The sequence below is a fragment of the Rhizobium sp. 05N49 genome (genome assembly GCF_056396805.1).
This window is the reverse complement of sequence record NZ_JBFTME010000001.1, coordinates 788,304-805,750: the sequence shown is the minus strand read 5'-3', so window position 1 is coordinate 805,750 and position 17,447 is coordinate 788,304. Positions and strand designations below refer to the sequence as shown.

18 protein-coding genes are annotated in these 17,447 nt (G+C 60.6%); 9 read left to right on the top strand and 9 right to left on the bottom strand.

What is annotated here, in order from left to right; all coding sequences use genetic code 11:
* Nucleotides 1–49 precede the first annotated feature (49 nt).
* From AC1DF8_RS04080 to AC1DF8_RS04060, 5 genes are read left to right on the top strand one after another with little or no spacing between them, the layout of a single operon-like run.
* Nucleotides 50–340 carry a nucleotidyltransferase family protein gene (locus tag AC1DF8_RS04080; protein WP_112543455.1) on the top strand — a complete coding sequence of 97 codons (291 nt, stop codon included), beginning with the start codon at nucleotides 50–52 and terminating at the stop codon, nucleotides 338–340.
* Complete coding sequence (locus AC1DF8_RS04075) at nucleotides 337–699, top strand: HepT-like ribonuclease domain-containing protein (RefSeq protein WP_112972133.1); 363 nt, start codon at nucleotides 337–339, stop codon at nucleotides 697–699. Before AC1DF8_RS04080 ends, AC1DF8_RS04075 begins: the two co-directional genes overlap by 4 nt.
* Nucleotides 668–1,204 carry an ureidoglycolate lyase gene (locus AC1DF8_RS04070; protein WP_477995068.1) on the top strand — a complete coding sequence of 179 codons (537 nt, stop codon included), beginning with the start codon at nucleotides 668–670 and terminating at the stop codon, nucleotides 1,202–1,204. Before AC1DF8_RS04075 ends, AC1DF8_RS04070 begins: the two co-directional genes overlap by 32 nt.
* Complete coding sequence (gene uraH / locus AC1DF8_RS04065) at nucleotides 1,201–1,557, top strand: hydroxyisourate hydrolase (RefSeq protein WP_477995031.1); 357 nt, start codon at nucleotides 1,201–1,203, stop codon at nucleotides 1,555–1,557. The genes AC1DF8_RS04070 and uraH overlap by 4 nt, the downstream gene beginning before the upstream one ends.
* 1 nt (nucleotide 1,558) lies before the next feature.
* Nucleotides 1,559–2,299, top strand: a complete 741-nt coding sequence (locus tag AC1DF8_RS04060) for a metallophosphoesterase family protein (protein ID WP_477995030.1) — start codon at nucleotides 1,559–1,561, stop codon at nucleotides 2,297–2,299.
* Between the two features lies 1 nt (nucleotide 2,300).
* Here the strand turns inward: AC1DF8_RS04060 and AC1DF8_RS04055 are convergent, their stop codons facing one another.
* The 3 genes from AC1DF8_RS04055 to AC1DF8_RS04045 form a co-directional block, all read right to left on the bottom strand.
* Nucleotides 2,301–3,443 (bottom strand): alpha-hydroxy acid oxidase, encoded by a 1,143-nt coding sequence (locus AC1DF8_RS04055; protein WP_113016947.1) that lies wholly within the window; start codon nucleotides 3,441–3,443, stop codon nucleotides 2,301–2,303.
* Nucleotides 3,444–3,540: 97 nt separating this feature from the next.
* Nucleotides 3,541–4,848, bottom strand: a complete 1,308-nt coding sequence (guaD, locus tag AC1DF8_RS04050; protein WP_477995029.1) for a guanine deaminase — start codon at nucleotides 4,846–4,848, stop codon at nucleotides 3,541–3,543.
* Nucleotides 4,845–6,083, bottom strand: coding sequence for a urate hydroxylase PuuD (locus AC1DF8_RS04045; protein WP_477995028.1), 1,239 nt, complete (start codon nucleotides 6,081–6,083; stop codon nucleotides 4,845–4,847). Before AC1DF8_RS04045 ends, guaD begins: the two co-directional genes overlap by 4 nt.
* Nucleotides 6,084–6,250: 167 nt before the next feature.
* On the opposite strand from AC1DF8_RS04045, the gene AC1DF8_RS04040 reads away from it, so the two are divergent.
* On the top strand, nucleotides 6,251–6,445 hold the full coding sequence (locus AC1DF8_RS04040; RefSeq protein ID WP_049811456.1) for a hypothetical protein: 195 nt from the start codon (nucleotides 6,251–6,253) through the stop codon (nucleotides 6,443–6,445).
* Between the two features lie 368 nt (nucleotides 6,446–6,813).
* Here the strand turns inward: AC1DF8_RS04040 and AC1DF8_RS04035 are convergent, their stop codons facing one another.
* Nucleotides 6,814–8,343 carry a winged helix-turn-helix domain-containing tetratricopeptide repeat protein gene (locus tag AC1DF8_RS04035; RefSeq protein WP_477995027.1) on the bottom strand — a complete coding sequence of 510 codons (1,530 nt, stop codon included), beginning with the start codon at nucleotides 8,341–8,343 and terminating at the stop codon, nucleotides 6,814–6,816.
* 252 nt (nucleotides 8,344–8,595) lie between these two features.
* On the opposite strand from AC1DF8_RS04035, the gene AC1DF8_RS04030 reads away from it, so the two are divergent.
* Nucleotides 8,596–8,928, top strand: a complete 333-nt coding sequence (locus tag AC1DF8_RS04030) for a hypothetical protein (protein WP_029868753.1) — start codon at nucleotides 8,596–8,598, stop codon at nucleotides 8,926–8,928.
* A 30-nt stretch (nucleotides 8,929–8,958) separates the two neighbouring features.
* On the opposite strand, the gene AC1DF8_RS04025 is transcribed toward AC1DF8_RS04030, so the two are convergent.
* Nucleotides 8,959–9,855 carry a LysR substrate-binding domain-containing protein gene (locus AC1DF8_RS04025; protein WP_477995026.1) on the bottom strand — a complete coding sequence of 299 codons (897 nt, stop codon included), beginning with the start codon at nucleotides 9,853–9,855 and terminating at the stop codon, nucleotides 8,959–8,961.
* A gap of 100 nt (nucleotides 9,856–9,955) precedes the next feature.
* On the opposite strand from AC1DF8_RS04025, the gene AC1DF8_RS04020 reads away from it, so the two are divergent.
* Nucleotides 9,956–10,153, top strand: coding sequence for a hypothetical protein (locus tag AC1DF8_RS04020; protein WP_113117979.1), 198 nt, complete (start codon nucleotides 9,956–9,958; stop codon nucleotides 10,151–10,153).
* Here AC1DF8_RS04020 and xdhC read toward each other — a convergent pair.
* From xdhC to AC1DF8_RS04000, 4 genes are all read right to left on the bottom strand, one after another.
* Nucleotides 10,129–10,980, bottom strand: a complete 852-nt coding sequence (gene xdhC / locus AC1DF8_RS04015) for a xanthine dehydrogenase accessory protein XdhC (protein WP_477995025.1) — start codon at nucleotides 10,978–10,980, stop codon at nucleotides 10,129–10,131. The two genes, AC1DF8_RS04020 and xdhC, sit on opposite strands and share 25 nt — an antisense overlap.
* 2 nt (nucleotides 10,981–10,982) lie before the next feature.
* Entirely contained in the window at nucleotides 10,983–13,319 is a 2,337-nt protein-coding gene (xdhB, locus tag AC1DF8_RS04010) for a xanthine dehydrogenase molybdopterin binding subunit (RefSeq protein WP_477995024.1), read from the bottom strand.
* A 181-nt stretch (nucleotides 13,320–13,500) separates the two neighbouring features.
* A complete protein-coding gene (xdhA, locus tag AC1DF8_RS04005) occupies nucleotides 13,501–14,967 on the bottom strand; it encodes a xanthine dehydrogenase small subunit (protein WP_477995023.1) in 1,467 nt (488 codons plus the stop codon).
* A gap of 27 nt (nucleotides 14,968–14,994) precedes the next feature.
* Complete coding sequence (locus AC1DF8_RS04000; protein WP_112543467.1) at nucleotides 14,995–15,771, bottom strand: 3-hydroxybutyrate dehydrogenase; 777 nt, start codon at nucleotides 15,769–15,771, stop codon at nucleotides 14,995–14,997.
* A 180-nt stretch (nucleotides 15,772–15,951) separates the two neighbouring features.
* Between AC1DF8_RS04000 and glpK the strand changes: the two genes are divergently transcribed.
* Nucleotides 15,952–17,445 (top strand): glycerol kinase GlpK, encoded by a 1,494-nt coding sequence (glpK, locus tag AC1DF8_RS03995; RefSeq protein WP_477995022.1) that lies wholly within the window; start codon nucleotides 15,952–15,954, stop codon nucleotides 17,443–17,445.
* Nucleotides 17,446–17,447: the final 2 nt, after the last annotated feature.

Genomic DNA, 17,447 nt, shown 5'->3' with positions numbered 1-17,447 from the left:
CTCTTTCAGTCCCGTCCCTTATATTCGCGGCATCAGGAGTGATGCCGCGATGAGGCCGTCGGAAGTGCTGGAGAAGAACAGGCAGGCGATCCGCGAAGCGACCAAGCGCTTCAACGCGGCAAACCCGCGCGTGTTCGGCTCGGTTGCCCGCGGCGAGGATCGGCCGGACAGCGATCTGGATATTCTGGTGGATGCGCTGCCAGGGACAACGCTGTTCGATCTTGGCGGGCTGCTGGAAGAATTGCAGGATATTCTGGGGGTTAAGGTGGATCTGGTTACTGCGGGTGGATTGCCGGAGCGCATTAAACACCGTGTTCTGTCGGAAGCCTCCGCCATATGAGCCGCGAGCGCCTTCTTGAACATGTGGATCGCATGCAGGAGGCCGCGCAGCAGGCCTTCGACCTGACAGAGGGCATGAGCCAGGAGCAGTTTCTCCATGATATTCGTACCCAGTTGGCAGTGACGATGTCGCTGGTCCTCGTCGGCGAAGCAGCGGCGCGAATTGCGGCTGGCGACCCCGGCTTTATTCAGGATCATCAGGATATTCCGTGGACCCGGATAAAGGGCATGCGAGACCTGATCGTTCACGATTATTATCGGGCAGAATTGCCCGTCATCTGGCAGACGGCGAGGACCGAACTTCCGGCTCTGGTTTCCCAACTTGAAAATGTTCGCCACTGGCGCGTTCAGGGCGAGTAATTCCGTGTCCAAATATCTCGAAATACAGTCTCTAACAAAATCCGCCTTCGCGCCCTTCGGCGACGTGATCGACGCCGATCCTGCGAGCATGCGCTATATCAACGGCGGCAATACCGAGCGTTTTCATGCGCTTGCAGCGCCCGAAGCCGTGGGTGAAGGGGCGCGCGTCATCATCAATCTCTTTCGCGGCCAGCCGCGCAGCTTTCCTTACGAGGTCGGCATGATGGAGCGGCACCCGTTCGGTAGCCAGAGCTTCTCGCCGATATCGGGCCGCCCCTTCCTCGTCGTCGTTTCCGAAGATGAAGGCGGCCGTCCGGGGCGTCCGCAGGTCTTTCTCGCGGGCGGCGACCAGGGCGTGAATTATCGGCGCAATGTCTGGCATCATCCGCTGATGGCACTCGGCGAGCCGAGCGACTTTCTCGTTGTCGACCGTGACGGGCCGGGCAACAATCTGGAAGAATTCTTCTTCGACAGCCCCTTCATCATCAGAGAGGCCGCGCCATGACCGGACTGACCACCCATGTTCTCGACACGGCTCTCGGCAAACCGGCCCAGGGGCTGCGGATCGATCTCTTTCACATCGAGGGGGAGCTTCGCCACCTTATCAAGACGGTCGAGACCAATGCCGATGGCCGCGTCGATGACGGGCCGATCCTGACCGGCGAGAGCTTTCGTGCCGGCACCTACGAACTGCTTTTTCATGCCGGAGATTATCTGAGGGCAAGCGGGACGCCTCTGCCGCATCCGGCCTTCCTCGATCTCGTGCCGATCCGTTTCGGCATTGCCGACATTGCGGCGCATTATCATGTGCCGCTGCTGATCTCGCCCTACGGTTATTCCACCTATCGCGGGAGCTGACATGCGCTTTGCCGCGATCGCCGATATCCATGGAAACTACCTTGCGCTTGAAGCCGTGCTGGCTGACATCGCTGCCCAGGGGATTACTGGCATCGTCAATCTCGGCGATTGTTTCAGCGGTCCGCTGGAGGCAGGCAGGGTGGCTGAGCGGTTGTTGTCGCTCTCCATTCCGACCGTGCGCGGCAACCACGACCGCTATCTGATCGAGCAGCAGCCGGAAGAAATGCATATTTCGGATGCCGCCGCCTATGCGCAGCTTGGCGCGGCGCATCTCGACTGGCTGCGATCGCTGCCAGTCGACCTGATCTACAGGGACGAGGTCTATCTCTGCCACGCGACCCCTGAGGACGACAATCTCTACTGGCTGGATACGGCCGTTGCCGATGGCAGCGTGGTGCTGCGGCCGCAGGCGGAGATCGAGGCGCTGGCAGAAGGCATCAAAAGCCCGCTGATCCTGTGTGGCCACACGCATATTCCGCGCATGGCAGCACTTTCCGGCGGTCGTCTTGTGGTCAATCCCGGCAGTGTCGGCGCCCCGGCCTATGACGATGACAAGCCTTATCCGCATAAGGTCGAGACCGGCCACGCGATGGCGAGTTACGCTGTGCTGGAAAAATTAGCCAGTGGATGGACGGCGCATTTCCGCAATATCGGCTATGACAACATGGCCATGTCGGCGCTGGCAAAGGCCAATGGTCGCCCGGAATGGGCCGTGGCACTCGCGACGGGCCGGATGCCGTAAGTTACTGCCGGCCGGCAATGATCGAGGAATCGATATCCCTGATGTCGCGTTTGCCGCAGAGCGCCATGGTGATATCCATCTCCTTGCGGATGATCTCGAGTGCCCGCGTAACGCCGTCCTTGCCCATGGCGCCGAGGCCATAGAGGAAAGGGCGGCCGATATAGGTGCCACGCGCGCCGAGCGCCACGGCCTTCAGCACATCCTGACCGGAGCGGATACCACCATCGATATGCACTTCGACACGATCGGCGACGGCATCGACGATCTTCGGCAGCATGCTGATCGAAGAGGGGGCGCCATCGAGCTGACGGCCGCCGTGATTGGAGACGATGATGGCATCGGCGCCGGTTTCGGCGGCGTGCCTGGCATCCTCGACATCGAGGATACCCTTGATGATCAGGGGGCCGCCCCACTGTTCCTTGATCCAGGCGACATCTCTCCACGACAGCTGCGGGTCGAATTGTTCATTCGCGAAAGTCGTGATCGAGGGAAGATCGGCGAGGCCCTTGGCGTGGCCGACGATGTTGCCGAAGCTGCGGCGCTTCGTCTTCATCATCTCCATGCACCAGAAGGGGCGCGTCGCGATCTGCCAGATATGTTTCGGCGTGAGTTTCGGCGGTGCCGAGAGGCCGTTGCGCAGGTCCTTGTGGCGCTGGCCGATGATCTGCAGGTCGGCGGTCAGCACCAACGCAGAGCATTTTGCGGCCTTGGCGCGGTTGATGAGATCGAGCACGAAGCCTCTGTCGCGCATAACATAAAGCTGAAACCAGAAAGGCTTCGTCGTGACGGAGGCGACATCCTCGATGGAGCAGATGCTCATGGTCGAGAGCGTGAAGGGCACGCCGAATTCTTCCGCCGCGCGCGCCGCCAGCATCTCGCCATCGGCATGCTGCATGCCGGTCATGCCCGTCGGGGCAAGGGCCACCGGCATCGACACTTTCTGGCCGATCATCGTGGTTTCAAGCGTGCGGTTGGTGATGTCGACCAGCACGCGCTGGCGCAGTTTGATGTCGCGAAAATCGGCTTCGTTGGCGGCGTAGGTCGATTCCGTCCAGGCGCCGGAATCCGCGTAGTCGAAGAACATCTTCGGAACGCGGCGCTGAGCCATTTTCTTGAGATCGGCGATCGTCAGCGGCTTGGTCATGAGCGAACTTTCACATCTGATGACGTGGTCGAATACCACGCTTCTTCAGCCTTTGGTATTTGATTTCAGAGGGTTTTGCCGTCAGGCCACCGCCCTGCTAGAGCCCGCTTTTCATCGCGACGCCCGCGACATAAGTTTCCGCAACGGCACGGTCGTCACCCATGGTCTGCAGCAGGAAGAGTTCCTCCGAAAGCGTCTTTACGACATCCATTCTCAGGGCCATGGCCGGTGTTGCGGCCGCGTTGAGAACGACCAGGTCCGCGTCCGAGCCCGGCTCCAGCGTGCCGATCCTGTCCGCAAGAGATAGCGCCTCGGCATTGCCGAGGGTCATATAATAGTAGCTGTCGAGCGGGTTCAGCCGTTCGCCGAGAAGCTGCTGGATCTTGTAGGCTTCGTCCATGGTTCGGAGCATGGAATAGCTGGAACCACCGCCGATATCGGTGGCAACGCCGATGCGAACGGGCTTCTCGCGGCGGGCGAGCGCCTTCAGCGGGAAGAGGCCGGAGCCGAGGAAAAGGTTGGAGGTCGGGCAATGGACGGCGACCGCTCCGGCCTCGCTCATGGCATCGGCCTCACGGTCCGAAAGATGGATGGCGTGGCCGAAGAGGCTCTTCGGTCCGAGCAGGCCATAACGGGCGTAGATATCGGTGTAGTCGGCCGCATCAGGATAGAGCTCGCAGGTGAACTTGATCTCGTCGTGGTTTTCCGACAGATGCGTCTGGATGTGCAGATCGGGGAACTCGCGGGCAAGCGCTGCCGTCGCCTCCATCTGCTCAGGCGTCGAGGTGATTGCGAAGCGTGGCGTGATGGCAACGTGGTTGCGGCCCCTGCCGTGCCAGTCGGCGATCACCTGCCGGGTCTCGTCGTAGCCCATCTCGGGCGTATCGAGCAGGCCTTGCGGCGCATTGCGGTCCATCATCACCTTGCCGCCGACCATGCGCATGTTTCGGCGCATGGCTTCCGCAAAAAAGGCATCGGCCGAGGTCTTGTGGACAGAGCAATAGGCGACGGCCGTCGTCGTGCCGTGACGGATCAGTTCGTCGTAGAAATGCGTGGCAATCTTCTCGGCATGGGCGCTTTCGACGAAGCGGCATTCCTCGGGGAATGTGTAGGTATTCAGCCACTCCAGAAGGTTTGCGGCATAGGAAGCGATCACCTGCATCTGTGGGAAATGCAGGTGCATGTCGATGAGGCCGGGCATGATCAGATTCGGACGGTGATCGATTTCGGCGACCTCGGCAGGCGCCTTTGCCTTGACGTCAGCATAGGCGCCGATAGCAGCGATGATGCCATTCTCGATCAACAGACCACCGTCTGTCTCGTAGAAATAGCTCTCGCTATCGGCGAGGCTGAGCGGAGCGCGGCGGAAGGAGAGCAGGCGCCCGCGCAGGAGTGTCATGGTCATTCTTGTTTGCCTTCGACTGCGCTTTCGAACCAGGCAACGAGCAGCTTGCGCTCATCCGGTGTAATATCGGTCACGTTCCCCGGCGGCATGGCATGGCTGCGGCCCGCCTGTATATAGATTTCGCGGGCGTGCGAAGCGATTTCTGCGTCATTTTCCAAGATTACGCCCTTCGGCGGCCGGGCGATACCTTCATAGACCGGCTCTGCCGCATGACACATGGAACAGCGCGTGCCGATCAGCTGTTTGACGGCTGGAAAATGCGGATCGCCGGCAAATTGCTGGAAGGCGGGTGCCACCGATGCGCTCTGATCCTCACCGGTCAGGATCTTCGGTGCCGTCGAAAGCCACATGATGAGGATGAAGAGCACGACTGTGACGATCCAGGTCCAGGTCGGTCGTCCCTTGCGGGCATGGGTGGTGTTGAACCAGTGGCGTATCGTGACTCCCATCAGGAAGACCAGTGCGGCGATCACCCAGTTGAAGGCGGTGCCGAAGGCCAGCGGATAGTGGTTCGACAGCATGAAGAAGATGACAGGCAGCGTCAGGTAGTTGTTATGCAGCGAGCGCTGCTTGGCCATATAGCCATATTTGGCATCCGGCGTGCGGCCCGCGATCAGGTCGGCGACGACGATCTTCTGGTTGGGAATGATGATCATGAAGACGTTGGCCGACATGATCGTGGCGGTGAAGGCGCCGAGATGCAGGAAGGCGGCACGGCCGGTGAAGACCTGCGTATAGCCCCAGCCCATGAAGACCAGCACGACATAGAGCACCGCCATCAGGCCCCAGGTGTTCTTTCCGAGCGGCGACTTGCAGAGCAGGTCGTAGACGATCCAGCCGAAGCCGAGCGATGCGAGCGAGATCAGGATGGCGACCGGCTTGGAAATATCCAGCACATGGCGATCGATGAGGAAGAGGTCGGCGCCGCCGTAATAGACGATGCAGAGCATGAGGAAACCGGAGAGCCAGGTGAAATAGCTCTCATATTTGAACCAGGTCAGGTGTTCCGGCATCTCGGCCGGCGCCACCAGATATTTCTGGATGTGATAGAAGCCGCCGCCATGGACCTGCCATTCCTCTCCGTGAACTCCGGCGGGCAGATGCGGGCGTTTCACCAGGCCGAGATCGAGCGCGATGAAATAGAAGGACGATCCGATCCAGGCGATCGCGGTAACGACGTGGAACCAGCGCGCCGCAAAGGCCAGCCACTCCCAGGCTATTGCATATTCATACATTCAGTTCCCCTGTTCTTCTTCCCGACTCGTGAGATTGCGAGAAATTCAAGCGGGAGGAAAGGGGGAACTTGGGGTTTCTTGCCGCAGTGGACGTTGCAGTAAGAGCTTGCCGGGTGCGGCATATGTGCTAAGGCATCGCAACGACGCTAATAAGGAGCCGCTGAAACATGCAGATCGAAGTCCCTTGCCCGAAGTGCCGCAACACGCGCATGAAATTTCCGCGCCCGCAGCCGATCGACAGCGACATCATCACTTGCTTCAGCTGCAATTTCGAACTCGGCACCTACGGATCGATCAAGACCAAGATGGTGGCGATGCTGAACCGGGTTGCCGCTGCCGAACAGCAGCAGAAGAAACACTGATCTACGGTTTCGGCCGGTGCGGCTGAGCCGGACGAAGCAAAATCCCATACCCAGGGATCGCTGGCCAATTTCGCAAGCTTTTGCGGATGAAGGCAATCATTCCTGCGTTCTTCGGATCGGCTGAGGCTCGAACCTCTGGCTCGGCGATGCAGTCGGCAATGTCCTCCAGCAGGCGGGCATCGAATTGGCCGACAGATCGTGGTGCAGGGGCGAGCCTGCCCTGATCGAGTGACAGTATCATCAAGGGCGATAACATCGAAACCTCCCGGTGTGCCGCGCTCCTTGCGCGGTAAGAGGAGATTGCTTCGCGGGCGTGCGCAGGGTCCTTTAGCGGCCCCCTAAAAGATCCAAATAATTCCGAAGCGTCCCTAAGCCTCCGGCAGGCCGGCGCTGCGTAGACCCTCCAGGACAAGGGCCCGGCGTTCGGGAATTTTGGTTGCCTGCCCGGCCGCGATGCTTGCCAGCGTGCTGTCAGGCGCGATGCGCAACAGATGTTGCAGGAAGCGTTTGGCCTCTTCGACACGACCGAGGTTCATATTGTCGGTGATCAGGATCCAGACCGTCGGATCGAAATTCGGGTTCAACGCCAGTGAACGCGATGCCCACAGAAGCGATTGCTCATAATTGCCGCGGATCATCTCGATGTCGGCGAGGCCGCAGAAGGTGATGTGGGCGTAGGGATCAAGCGGGCTCAGGCGGTGGGCACGCGTGAGATATTGTTCCCCCCGATCAAGATTGCCGCAATGAACGTGGGCAATTCCAGCTCTTACGACAACGCTCAGGCTGTTGGGGTTGAGATCGACGGCGGCCTGCATGATTGCCAGACCCCAATCATATTCGCGTCCGACCTGAATGAGCGACATGCCGCAGGTGGCCATGATCGTGGCGTCGCCTTTCGCCAGTTCGATGCCCCGGCATGCGAGCGCGACACATTTTTCTGCATCATCGGGCCCAAAGGACGGCCAGCCCATCGTTCTGCGATGTTCGAGAGTATAGGAGGCGAGCGCCAGAATGCGGGCATTATCCGGCTCGCGTTCGAGCGCCTCGGTCAACAGAGCATGGGCTTCTGCATTCTGCCTGGAGGTTTCGGCAAGAATTTTCGGCAGGACCTGCAGGCAGATATCATAGACGGAGATGCTGCCGGGCCGTTCCCGGCGTGCGTGTTCCAGTTCGGCGCGCTGGACATGGGGCTCGATTCCTATGGCGACGGATTCGGTAATGCGGTCCTGAAACTCGAAGACATCTTCGAGGTCGCCGTCAAAGCTTTGCGCCCAGAGCTGCATGTTGGCGGCGGCATCCACCAGCCGGGCATAGATGCGTAATCTGTTGCCGGATTTGCGCAGGCTTCCTTCCAGCACATATTTGACGCCGAGTTCTCCGGCGATCTTCCTGACGTCACCCATGCCGCGATAGACGAAGCTGGTATTGCGGGCGATGACCGCAAAGGACCTGAAGCGGCTGAGTGCGGTGATGACATCGTCAACAACCCCATCGGCAAAATATTGCTGCTCGGGGTCGCCGCTGAGATTTTCGAAAGGCAGTATCGCGAGAGACGGGAATATGTCGTCGCCGACATCAGCGGTCGGCGTTTGACTCCTGAAGAGGCGATAGCCGAGGCGTGGCAGCGTGACGATCCATTCCTGCCCGTCGGGTCGCTGCCCGAGCGCCTTGCGCAGATGTGCGATCTGTACGGAAAGATTACCTTCCTCGACCATCAGTCCCGGCCAGCCCGCTTCGATCAGGGCATCCTTTCCGACCGGTCTGCCGTCCGCATCCAGCAGTGCCGTGAGCAGAGCGATTGCGCGCTGGCCGAGCGGGACTGGCTGGCCATCCCGGCGCAGAATGCCGCTGGCGGGGTCGAGCATGAAACGGCCAAAAGCATATCGCTGGTCTTCCATCAGAATATTTATATCCGCGCAATTTGAGGTGGCAATCTGGTTGTGCATCCTGCTGCCAAGCAGACGTGTGTTTCGCGTGCCTTAAAAAACGGCCGATTTCTGCGACATTTTATCCGCCGTGAATGCGTCAATGTGGAACAGAAGGTTCCTTGAAATGTGCAGATCGAATTACAGTTGTTAAATATTGGGCCGCCGGAACGAGGTGGAAACCGCACGACACTGGCGGCGCATTCATCGACGGAGAAGATGCCCATGCGCAGCATTCTGACATGCGTGATGATTGCATATGCGTCGTTTGCGACGGCCCACGACGCCGCTACGGGTTGGAGTTACGACCCTTACTGTTGCAATGGAGATGCTCATAACGGCGATTGCCAGATGATCCCGTCCAAAACCGTGGCCATTACTCCCAATGGCTATCTTCTGACGTTAAGGCCCGGCGATCACCGGCTTGTGACGCGCGACCATGTTTTTCTGCTGCCGATGACCAAGGCGATGCATTCGGGTGACAGCGACTACCATCTCTGCCTGTTTCCGAACGAGGATACGCCGCGATGTTTCTATGCGCCCGACATGGGATACTGAGCGACGCGCATTTCTTAACGCGCTGTATAGTCAGGCTTGCTCGACGTTGAATTTCTCGAGCAGCCATTTCCGGAAATTCCTGATTTTCGGAACGTTTCGCCTGTTTTCGGGATAGGCGAGCCAATAGTCGCGTCCGTCATTGCCGGTCAGTTCGAAGGGCTGGTAAAGCCTGCCGGCCGCGACATCGTCCTGGAAATGGCCGGGATTGAGCATAGCGACACCGCCGCCGGCGATCGCTATGCTGGCATCGAGGATCTGGGTGCCGAATTCGCTTTTCGGATAGCGGGAGAGATCGGCATCCTTGACGCCGGCGGCCGCGAACCATTCCGCCCACCAGGAATCGCCGGCGCTGATCAGGAACAGTTTCAGAAGATCTGCGGGTTCGTGGATGCCGCCCATTTCGGCAGCGAGCCTGGGGCTCAGCATGGGGGAATAGTCGAGTTTCATCAGCCGGTGGCTGATGAGCCCCGGCCAGTCGCCGCGACCCCAGCGGATCGCCACATCTGCGGCCTCTTTCTGGAAATCGACGATATTGCCCGAGGTGACCAGCCTGACGGCAATATTGGGGAACTGCAGCTGGAAGGAACCGATATAGCGCGACAGCCATTGCTGGGCGAAAGTCGCCGTCGAATGGATCGTCAGCGTTTCCTCCGTCGTCTTGCGCATCGAGGCCATGGCTTCGATCAGGATGTTGAATGCATCCAAAACTCTCGGCGCCAGGTGTTCGCCTGCTTCGGTCAGCTCGATCTGACGCGGCCGGCGCAGGAAAAGGGGCTCACCGATATTCTCTTCCAGAAGCTTGATCTGGTAGCTGACGGCCGTCTGCGTCATGCCGAGTTCATCCCCGGCCCTGGTGAAGCTGCCGAGCCGGGCCACGGCTTCGAAGACGCGCAGCGCATTCAGCGGGAACTGCTTCGACAGTTTCATGAATAAGTTCTCTTTATGGGTGCAGACGGTTGTTCGATTGGAATTGCAGCATTTTTCTCGGCAAACTGCAATCATCTCATCAAACCATCGAGGTGATGTCATGGATTGCCAAGCTATCGACGAGAGCCGTTCTCCAGCAAGAGAGGCGCTAATCACCACCGTCATTCGCCGGCTGGCCGGCGGAATCGGCAGCCGAATTCCGCGGCTGGATATGGATGCCATGCCCGATCGCATCAAACGCGATCTCGGTTTCCTGGACGGGCGCGATCCGCACTATGAGGATGATCGGTCGCGATAGGAGGCGAGTGCGGTCAGGATCTCGGCGGCCGTCATGGCGGCAATGACGTGAGGGCGCTTGTCCTTCACTGCCGATCCGCCGATCGGCAGTGTAAGGCGATCGAGCCAGGAGCGTTCGCCGCCTGCCTCGCGGGAAAGCCAGTTCGCGAAGGTTGCCCGTTTGGTGGCTGAGCCGATCATGCCAGTATAGGCAAGGTCTGCGCGGGCGAGTGCTTCCCGCGCGATCAGAAAATCCAGCGCATGGTCATGGGTGAGGATGACGAGTGCCGCACCTGCAGGCATGTCCTTCACCAATGCCTCGGGCATCGGCACCAACAGGCTCTTCGTCGAGACCGGAAGATTGGCGAGTTCGTCTTTCCGGGTCTCGATGACGGTGACCGAAAGCGGCAGCGGCGCGAGTGCCGCGGCAAGCGCACGGCCGACATGGCCGGCACCGAAGACATAGACTTCCGGCAGCTGTTCGGCTTCGCTTTCCCGCTTTTTCTCCAGCTCGTTCCTGACTGCATCCGTTACAGGCCGGAAGCGCAGTTGCGTGCGGCCGCCGCAGCACTGGCCGATTTCGGGGCCGAGCGGAATATCCATGGTGTCAGTACCGCCAGTGCCGGCGAGCAGGTCGCGGGCATTGCCGATCGCCATGAATTCGAACTGGCCGCCTCCGATCGTGCCCCAGAGGCTGCTGCCCGAAACCAGCATGAAGGCGCCGGTCTCGCGCGGTGTCGAGCCCTGCGTGCCAGTTATTTCGACAAGGATCACATCGGGCTGGAGGGCCAGAAAGGCGCGGAAGTCGCTGCCGGGCACAAAACCGGAAAGGATTTCGCGCCGGGTCATGGCTACACCCTCTTCATCCTCTCGACCGCCATCAGCACGCGTTCGGGCGTTGCGGGGGCATCGAGATGGGGGCAGACGCGGTAGTTGGCGACGCTGGCGACGGCCATGGAGAGCGCTTCCAGCACGGAGATCGCCAGCATGAAGGGCGGTTCGCCGACGGCCTTGGAACGGCCGATCGTGGCTTCCGCATTCTCGGACCATTCGGCGAGGCGCACGTTGAAGATCTTCGGCCGGTCGGAGGCGAGGGGGATCTTGTAGGTGGAGGGGGCGTGCGTGCGCAGGCGGCCCTTGTCGTCCCACCACAGTTCTTCCGTCGTCAGCCAGCCCATGCCCTGGACGAAGGCGCCCTCGACCTGGCCGATATCGATTGCCGGGTTCAGCGAACGGCCGACATCGTGGAGGATGTCGGTACGGTCGATCAGATATTCGCCGGTCAGCGTGTCGATCGTGACCTCGGTGCAGGCGGCGCCATAGGCGAAATAATAGAAGGGCGTGCCGCGGCCGGCCTTGCGGTCCCAATGGATCTTCGGCGTCTTGTAGAAGCCGGCGGCCGACAGCTGAACACGGGCGAAATAGGCCTGCTTGATGAAATCAGGGAAGGGGATTTCGATCTCGCCGACCCGCACGCGGTTCGGCAGGAAGATGACCTCCGAAACCGGTACTTCCCATTTCTCCGCTGCGAATGCGACCAGCCGTTCCCTAAGCTGGCGGGCGGCATCATAGGCTGCCATGCCGTTGAGGTCCGAACCGGAGGAGGCGGCGGTCGCCGATGTGTTCGGCACCTTGCCCGTCGTGGTCGCCGTGATTTTCACGCGGTCTATATCGACCTGGAAACTGTCGGCGAGAACCTGCGCCACCTTGGTGTAGAGGCCCTGGCCCATTTCCGTGCCGCCATGGTTCAGATGGATCGAGCCATCCTGATAGATATGGACGAGGGCGCCGGCCTGGTTGAAGGCGGTCATGGTGAAGGAGATGCCGAATTTCACTGGCGTCAGCGCAATGCCCTTGCGGATATAGCGGTTGTCGCGATTGAAGGCGACGATGGCGTTGCGCCGGGCACGGTAGTCGGCGCTGTCTTCGAGTTCCTCGACGACGCGGGCGATGATGTTGTCCTCGACCTCCTGATGATAAGGCGTGGTCGTGCGCCCCGATCCCGGCTGTCCGTAGAAATTCAGCTTGCGGATATCGAGCGGGTCCTTGCCGACGGCATAGGCGATTTCTTCAATGAAGCGCTCGGCGCCGAGCATGCCCTGCGGGCCGCCGAAACCGCGAAAGGCGGTGTTGGAGACCGTATGGGTCTTCAGCGGCTGCGAGATCAGATGCACATGCGGATAAAAATAGCTGGAATCGGCATGGAACAGCGCACGGTCGGTGACCGGGCCGGACAGGTCCGAGGAAAAGCCGCAGCGGGCGGAATAGGTGGCGTCGACCGCATGGATACGGCCTTCGTCATCGAAACCGAGTTCATAATCGACCCGAAAGTCGTGCCGCTTGCCGGTGGCGCTCATGTCCTCGTCACGGTCCGGGCGAAACTTGATGGCGCGCTTCAGCTTCTTGGCTGCCACTGCGGCCAACGCTGCGAATTGATTGCCCTGCGTTTCCTTGCCGCCGAAGCCACCGCCCATGCGGCGCACGTTGACGGTGACGGCGTTCGAGGGAATGTTCAGCACATGCCCGACGATATGCTGGATTTCGCTCGGATGCTGGGTCGAGGACCAGACGGCGACCTCATCGTCCTCACCGGGGATCGCCATGGCAATATGGCTCTCAAGGTAGAAATGCTCCTGGCCGCCGATGCGCATCTGGCCCTTCAGCCGGCGTGGAGCATTTTCCATTTCCGCTTTCGCTTCGCCACGCTGCAGCGTCATCGGGGTTATGACGAGCGGGCTGCCATTTTCAATGGCGCCGTCGATGTCGCTCCAATGGGGGAGATCGCGATATTCGATCTTTGCCTTGCGCGCGGCGCGGCGCGCGATCTCGCGGGTTTGCGCGATCACCGCAAAGATCGGCTGGCCATGGAATTCGACCTTGGTTTCGGCAAGCAGCGGCTCATCGTGGCTGCCGTTCGAGCTGACGTCGTTGACGCCGGGAATGTCCTTGCCGGTGAAGACCCAGACGACGCCGGGGCAGGCCGCGACCTCGGAGAGATCTATCGAGAGGATCTCGGCATGGGCGCGGTCAGACATTCCGAGCGCGCCATGCAGGAGATCTGCGGGTTCTGGAATATCGTCGATATAATCGGCACTTCCGGTGACATGCTTATGCGCTGAATCATGGCGCAGCGAGACATGCATCTGGCCGTTGATGAGCTTGCGATCCTCGAAGGTGGACTTGTCCATCAGATGGCTCCTTCGTGGGGAGATGTGGTGCCGTGTAGCCCCCTCATCCGCCCTTCGGGCACCTTCTCCCCCAGGGGAGAAGGGGGGAAGGAGACGGCGCGGCATCCCCTTCTCCCCAACGGGGAGAAGGTGGCGGCAGCCGGATGAGGGGGCCACACGGCACCAACAAACACCATCCTTATCATGCCACCTCCTCGAACCGCTTCAGCTCGGCGGGCGCACCGACCGTTTCGAGGTAAAACCGCGTCAGCAGGTTCTTGGCCGTCAGTTGGCGATATTCCGCTGTGGCGCGCCAGTCCGTCAGCGGCTGGAAGTCGGCGTCAAAGGCAGGGCGTGCAGCCTCGATGGTCGCTTCGCTCCAGGGCTTGCCGATCAGCTCGGCCTCGACGCTGCGGGCGCGCTTGGGTATTGCCGCCATGCCGCCAAAGGCAATGTGGATCTCGGTGAYGCGCTCGGCTTCGTCCAGCACCAGATAGAAGGCACCGAGCACGGCGGTAATATCCTCGTCTCGGCGTTTGCTGATCTTGTAGGCGGCAAACTTGGCGTCTGCGACCGGGTAGGGCACGAAGACGCTCTCGACGAATTCGCCCGGTTTCCGATCCTGCTTGCCATAGGCGATGAAGTAATCCTCGAGCGGCAGCCTGCGCACACCTTCGATCGAACGCAGCGTCAGTTGTGCGCCGAGCGCGATGAGGGGCGGCGGGCTGTCGCCGATCGGCGAGCCGTTGGCGATGTTGCCGCCGATGGTGCCCATGTTGCGCACCTGATCGCCGCCGATGCGCGTTATGAGGCGGGCAAAGGCGGGTATCTTACGGGCGATGGTCTCAAGCGCACGGGTATAGGTGACGCCGGCGCCGATGGTAATGCCGTATTCGCCTGCGATGATCGACTGAAGCTCCGTCAGATGATTGATGAAGATGACGGGATCTAGCTCACGCATCTGCTTCGTCACCCAGAGGCCGACATCGGTGGAGCCGGCAACGATGGTCGCCGTCGGCTCGGCGGCCAGCACCCGCGCAAGCGCGTCGGCGGAGCGGGGCACAATGAGGCGGCCCTCTTCTGACGCAATCGAGATCGTCTCCGATGCCTGCATGGCCCAGAGACGGGCAATGATTTCGGCGCGGGTCTTTTCAAGCGGATCGAAAAGCGTGCTTGGGCGCTGCAGGCTCACCTGCTCGGCGGCCTTGACGATGGGCTCGTAGCCGGTGCAGCGACAGAGATTGCCCTGCAGCGCCTTTTCGATCTCGGCACGATCCGGTTTATCGTTGGAGAGCCAGAGCCCGTACAGGGACATGACGAAGCCGGGCGTGCAGAAGCCGCATTGGGAACCGTGGCAATCGACCATGGCCTGTTGCACCGGATGCAGCGTGCCATCCTTTGCAGCCAGGTGCTCGATCGTCACGACGTGGGTCGCGTGCAGCGAGCCGATGAAGCGGATGCAGGCATTGACGGATTCATAGAAGAGCTTGCCGTCAATGAGCCGGCCGATCAGCACGGTGCAGGCTCCGCAATCGCCTTCGGCGCAGCCTTCCTTGGTGCCTGTCAGCCGTCGCTTCAGCCGGAGAAAATCGAGAAGAGTCTCCGTCGGCCGGACGTTGCCCAAAGTAACGTCCTCGCCATTGAGGATGAAACGGATGCTGTCGTTCATGATATTCCCGGATGTTTTCTAAAATCGTTATGCCGCCGTCCAGCCCCCGTCAATCGAGATATGCGTGCCAGTCACCTGCCGGGCTTCCTCGCTTGCGAGGTAGAGCGCCAGCGCGCCGATCTCCTCGGCCTTGACGAATTCGTGCGTCGGTTGCGCCTTGAGGATGACCTCGGTCTTGACCTGCTCCTCCGTCATACCGCGCGCCTTTGCTGTATCCGGGATCTGTTTTTCGACCAGCGGGGTCAGCACGTAACCGGGGCAGATCGCATTTACCGTCACGCCGAATTCGGCGAGTTCAAGGGCGGCCGTCTTTGTCAGACCCAATATACCATGCTTTGCCGCTACATAGGCAGATTTGAAGGGCGAGGCGACCAGGCCATGCGCCGAAGCGATGTTGATGATGCGGCCGTGTTTTTTCGCCTTCATCAGCGGGATCGCAGCACGCATCGTATGGAAAGAGCTGGACAGATTGATGGCGATGATCTGGTCCCACTTTTCGATCGGGAAATCCTCGATCTTTTCGACATGCTGGATGCCGGCATTGTTGACGAGCACATCGACCGTCCCGAAGGTCCTGGCCGCAGTTTCGATCAGATCGGCAATCTCTGATGGCTTCGTCATATCGGCTGGGTGATAGAGGGCCTTGGCTTTCGACGATGATTCAAGGCGCTCGACTATCGCTTTGATTTCATCTTCTTTTCCGAAGCCGTTGATGACGACGTTGTCGCCCCTGGCGGCAAAGGCAGTGGCAATCGCAAGGCCGATGCCGCTGGTGGAGCCGGTGACGACGACTGATCTGCTCATGCTTCTTCCTCCCTGATGATGAGATGCTGCATTGCAGCGTTAGAGCGAGGTTATGCTCAAAGGCGTCGGGCTGGCAATCGGGAAGTGGTTGAGGGCGCCACTGCCAGTTACGCCCTTCCAAGCCGGGCGGACCTGCCCTATTGATTTGCCACGGCAACAGCATGCAGCGGGAGGAATCGCATGGGTGGATATGTTCTGGCGGTCGATCAGGGAACGACCTCGACGCGGGCGATCGTCTTCGATGGCGACATGAAGATCGCCGGCATGGGCCAGAAGGAATTCACGCAGTTCTATCCGCGCTCCGGCTGGGTGGAACATGATCCCGAGGAAATCTGGGATTCGGTCGTTTCCACCGTCCATATGGCGCTGCGCGAAGCCAAGGTCACGGCAAAGGATATTGCAGCACTCGGCATCACCAACCAGCGCGAGACCGTTGTCGTCTGGGAGCGCGGGAGCGGCAAGCCGATCCAGAATGCCATCGTCTGGCAGGACCGGCGCACGGCAAGCTATTGCGACAATCTGAAGCGGCAGGATCTGGAGCGCACCTTCACGAAGAAGACCGGGCTCATTCTCGATCCCTATTTCTCGGGCACCAAGCTTTCCTGGATGCTTGCAAACGTGAAGGGCGCGCGGGCGAGAGCAGCGCGCGGCGACCTCTGCTTCGGCACGATCGACACGTTCCTCATCTGGCGGCTGACGGGTGGCAAGAGCTTCGTGACCGACGCGACCAATGCCTCGCGCACGCTGATGTTCAATATCGCCACCAACGAATGGGACGAGGATCTGCTCGACATCCTGCGCGTACCGGCCGCCATGCTGCCGGAAGTGAAGGATTGCGCCGATGATTTCGGCATCGTCGATCCCGAGCTGTTTGGTGCCGCGATCCCGATCCTCGGCGTTGCCGGCGATCAGCAGGCGGCGACCATCGGTCAGGCCTGCTTCGAGCCGGGCATGCTGAAATCGACTTATGGCACTGGCTGCTTCGCGCTTCTGAATACCGGCAGCGACATGGTGCGATCGAAGAACCGGTTGCTGACGACCATCGCCTATCGCCTCGACGGCGAGACGACCTACGCGCTCGAGGGCTCGATCTTCATTGCCGGTGCGGCGGTCCAATGGCTGCGCGATGGTCTCGGGATCATCGACAGGGCATCCGATACCAACGATCTGGCGGAGAAAGCCGATCCGACGCAGGAGGTTTATCTCGTGCCCGCCTTTACCGGGCTCGGCGCGCCGCATTGGGATGCCAAGGCACGCGGCGCGATCTATGGCCTGACGCGCAATAGTGGCCCGGCCGAGCTTTCGAGGGCGGCGCTGGAGGCTGTCTGTTACCAGACCCGCGATCTCCTGGAGGCGATGCAAAAGGACTGGAAGAACGGCACGGACGACACGGTGCTGCGTGTCGATGGCGGCATGGTGGCTTCCGACTGGACGATGCAGCGTCTCTCCGACCTGCTGGAAGCACCGGTAGACCGCCCCGTCATTCTGGAGACGACGGCGTTGGGCGCTGCCTGGCTGGCCGGCAGCAGAGCCGGGGTGTGGCCGGATCGCGAGAAGTTTTCCGCGACCTGGAAGCGTGACCGGCGCTTCGAACCCTCGATGGACGAGAAGACCCGTGCCGTAAAGCTCAGGGGCTGGAAGAATGCGGTGAAGCGGACGTTGAGCGAGCTCTGATC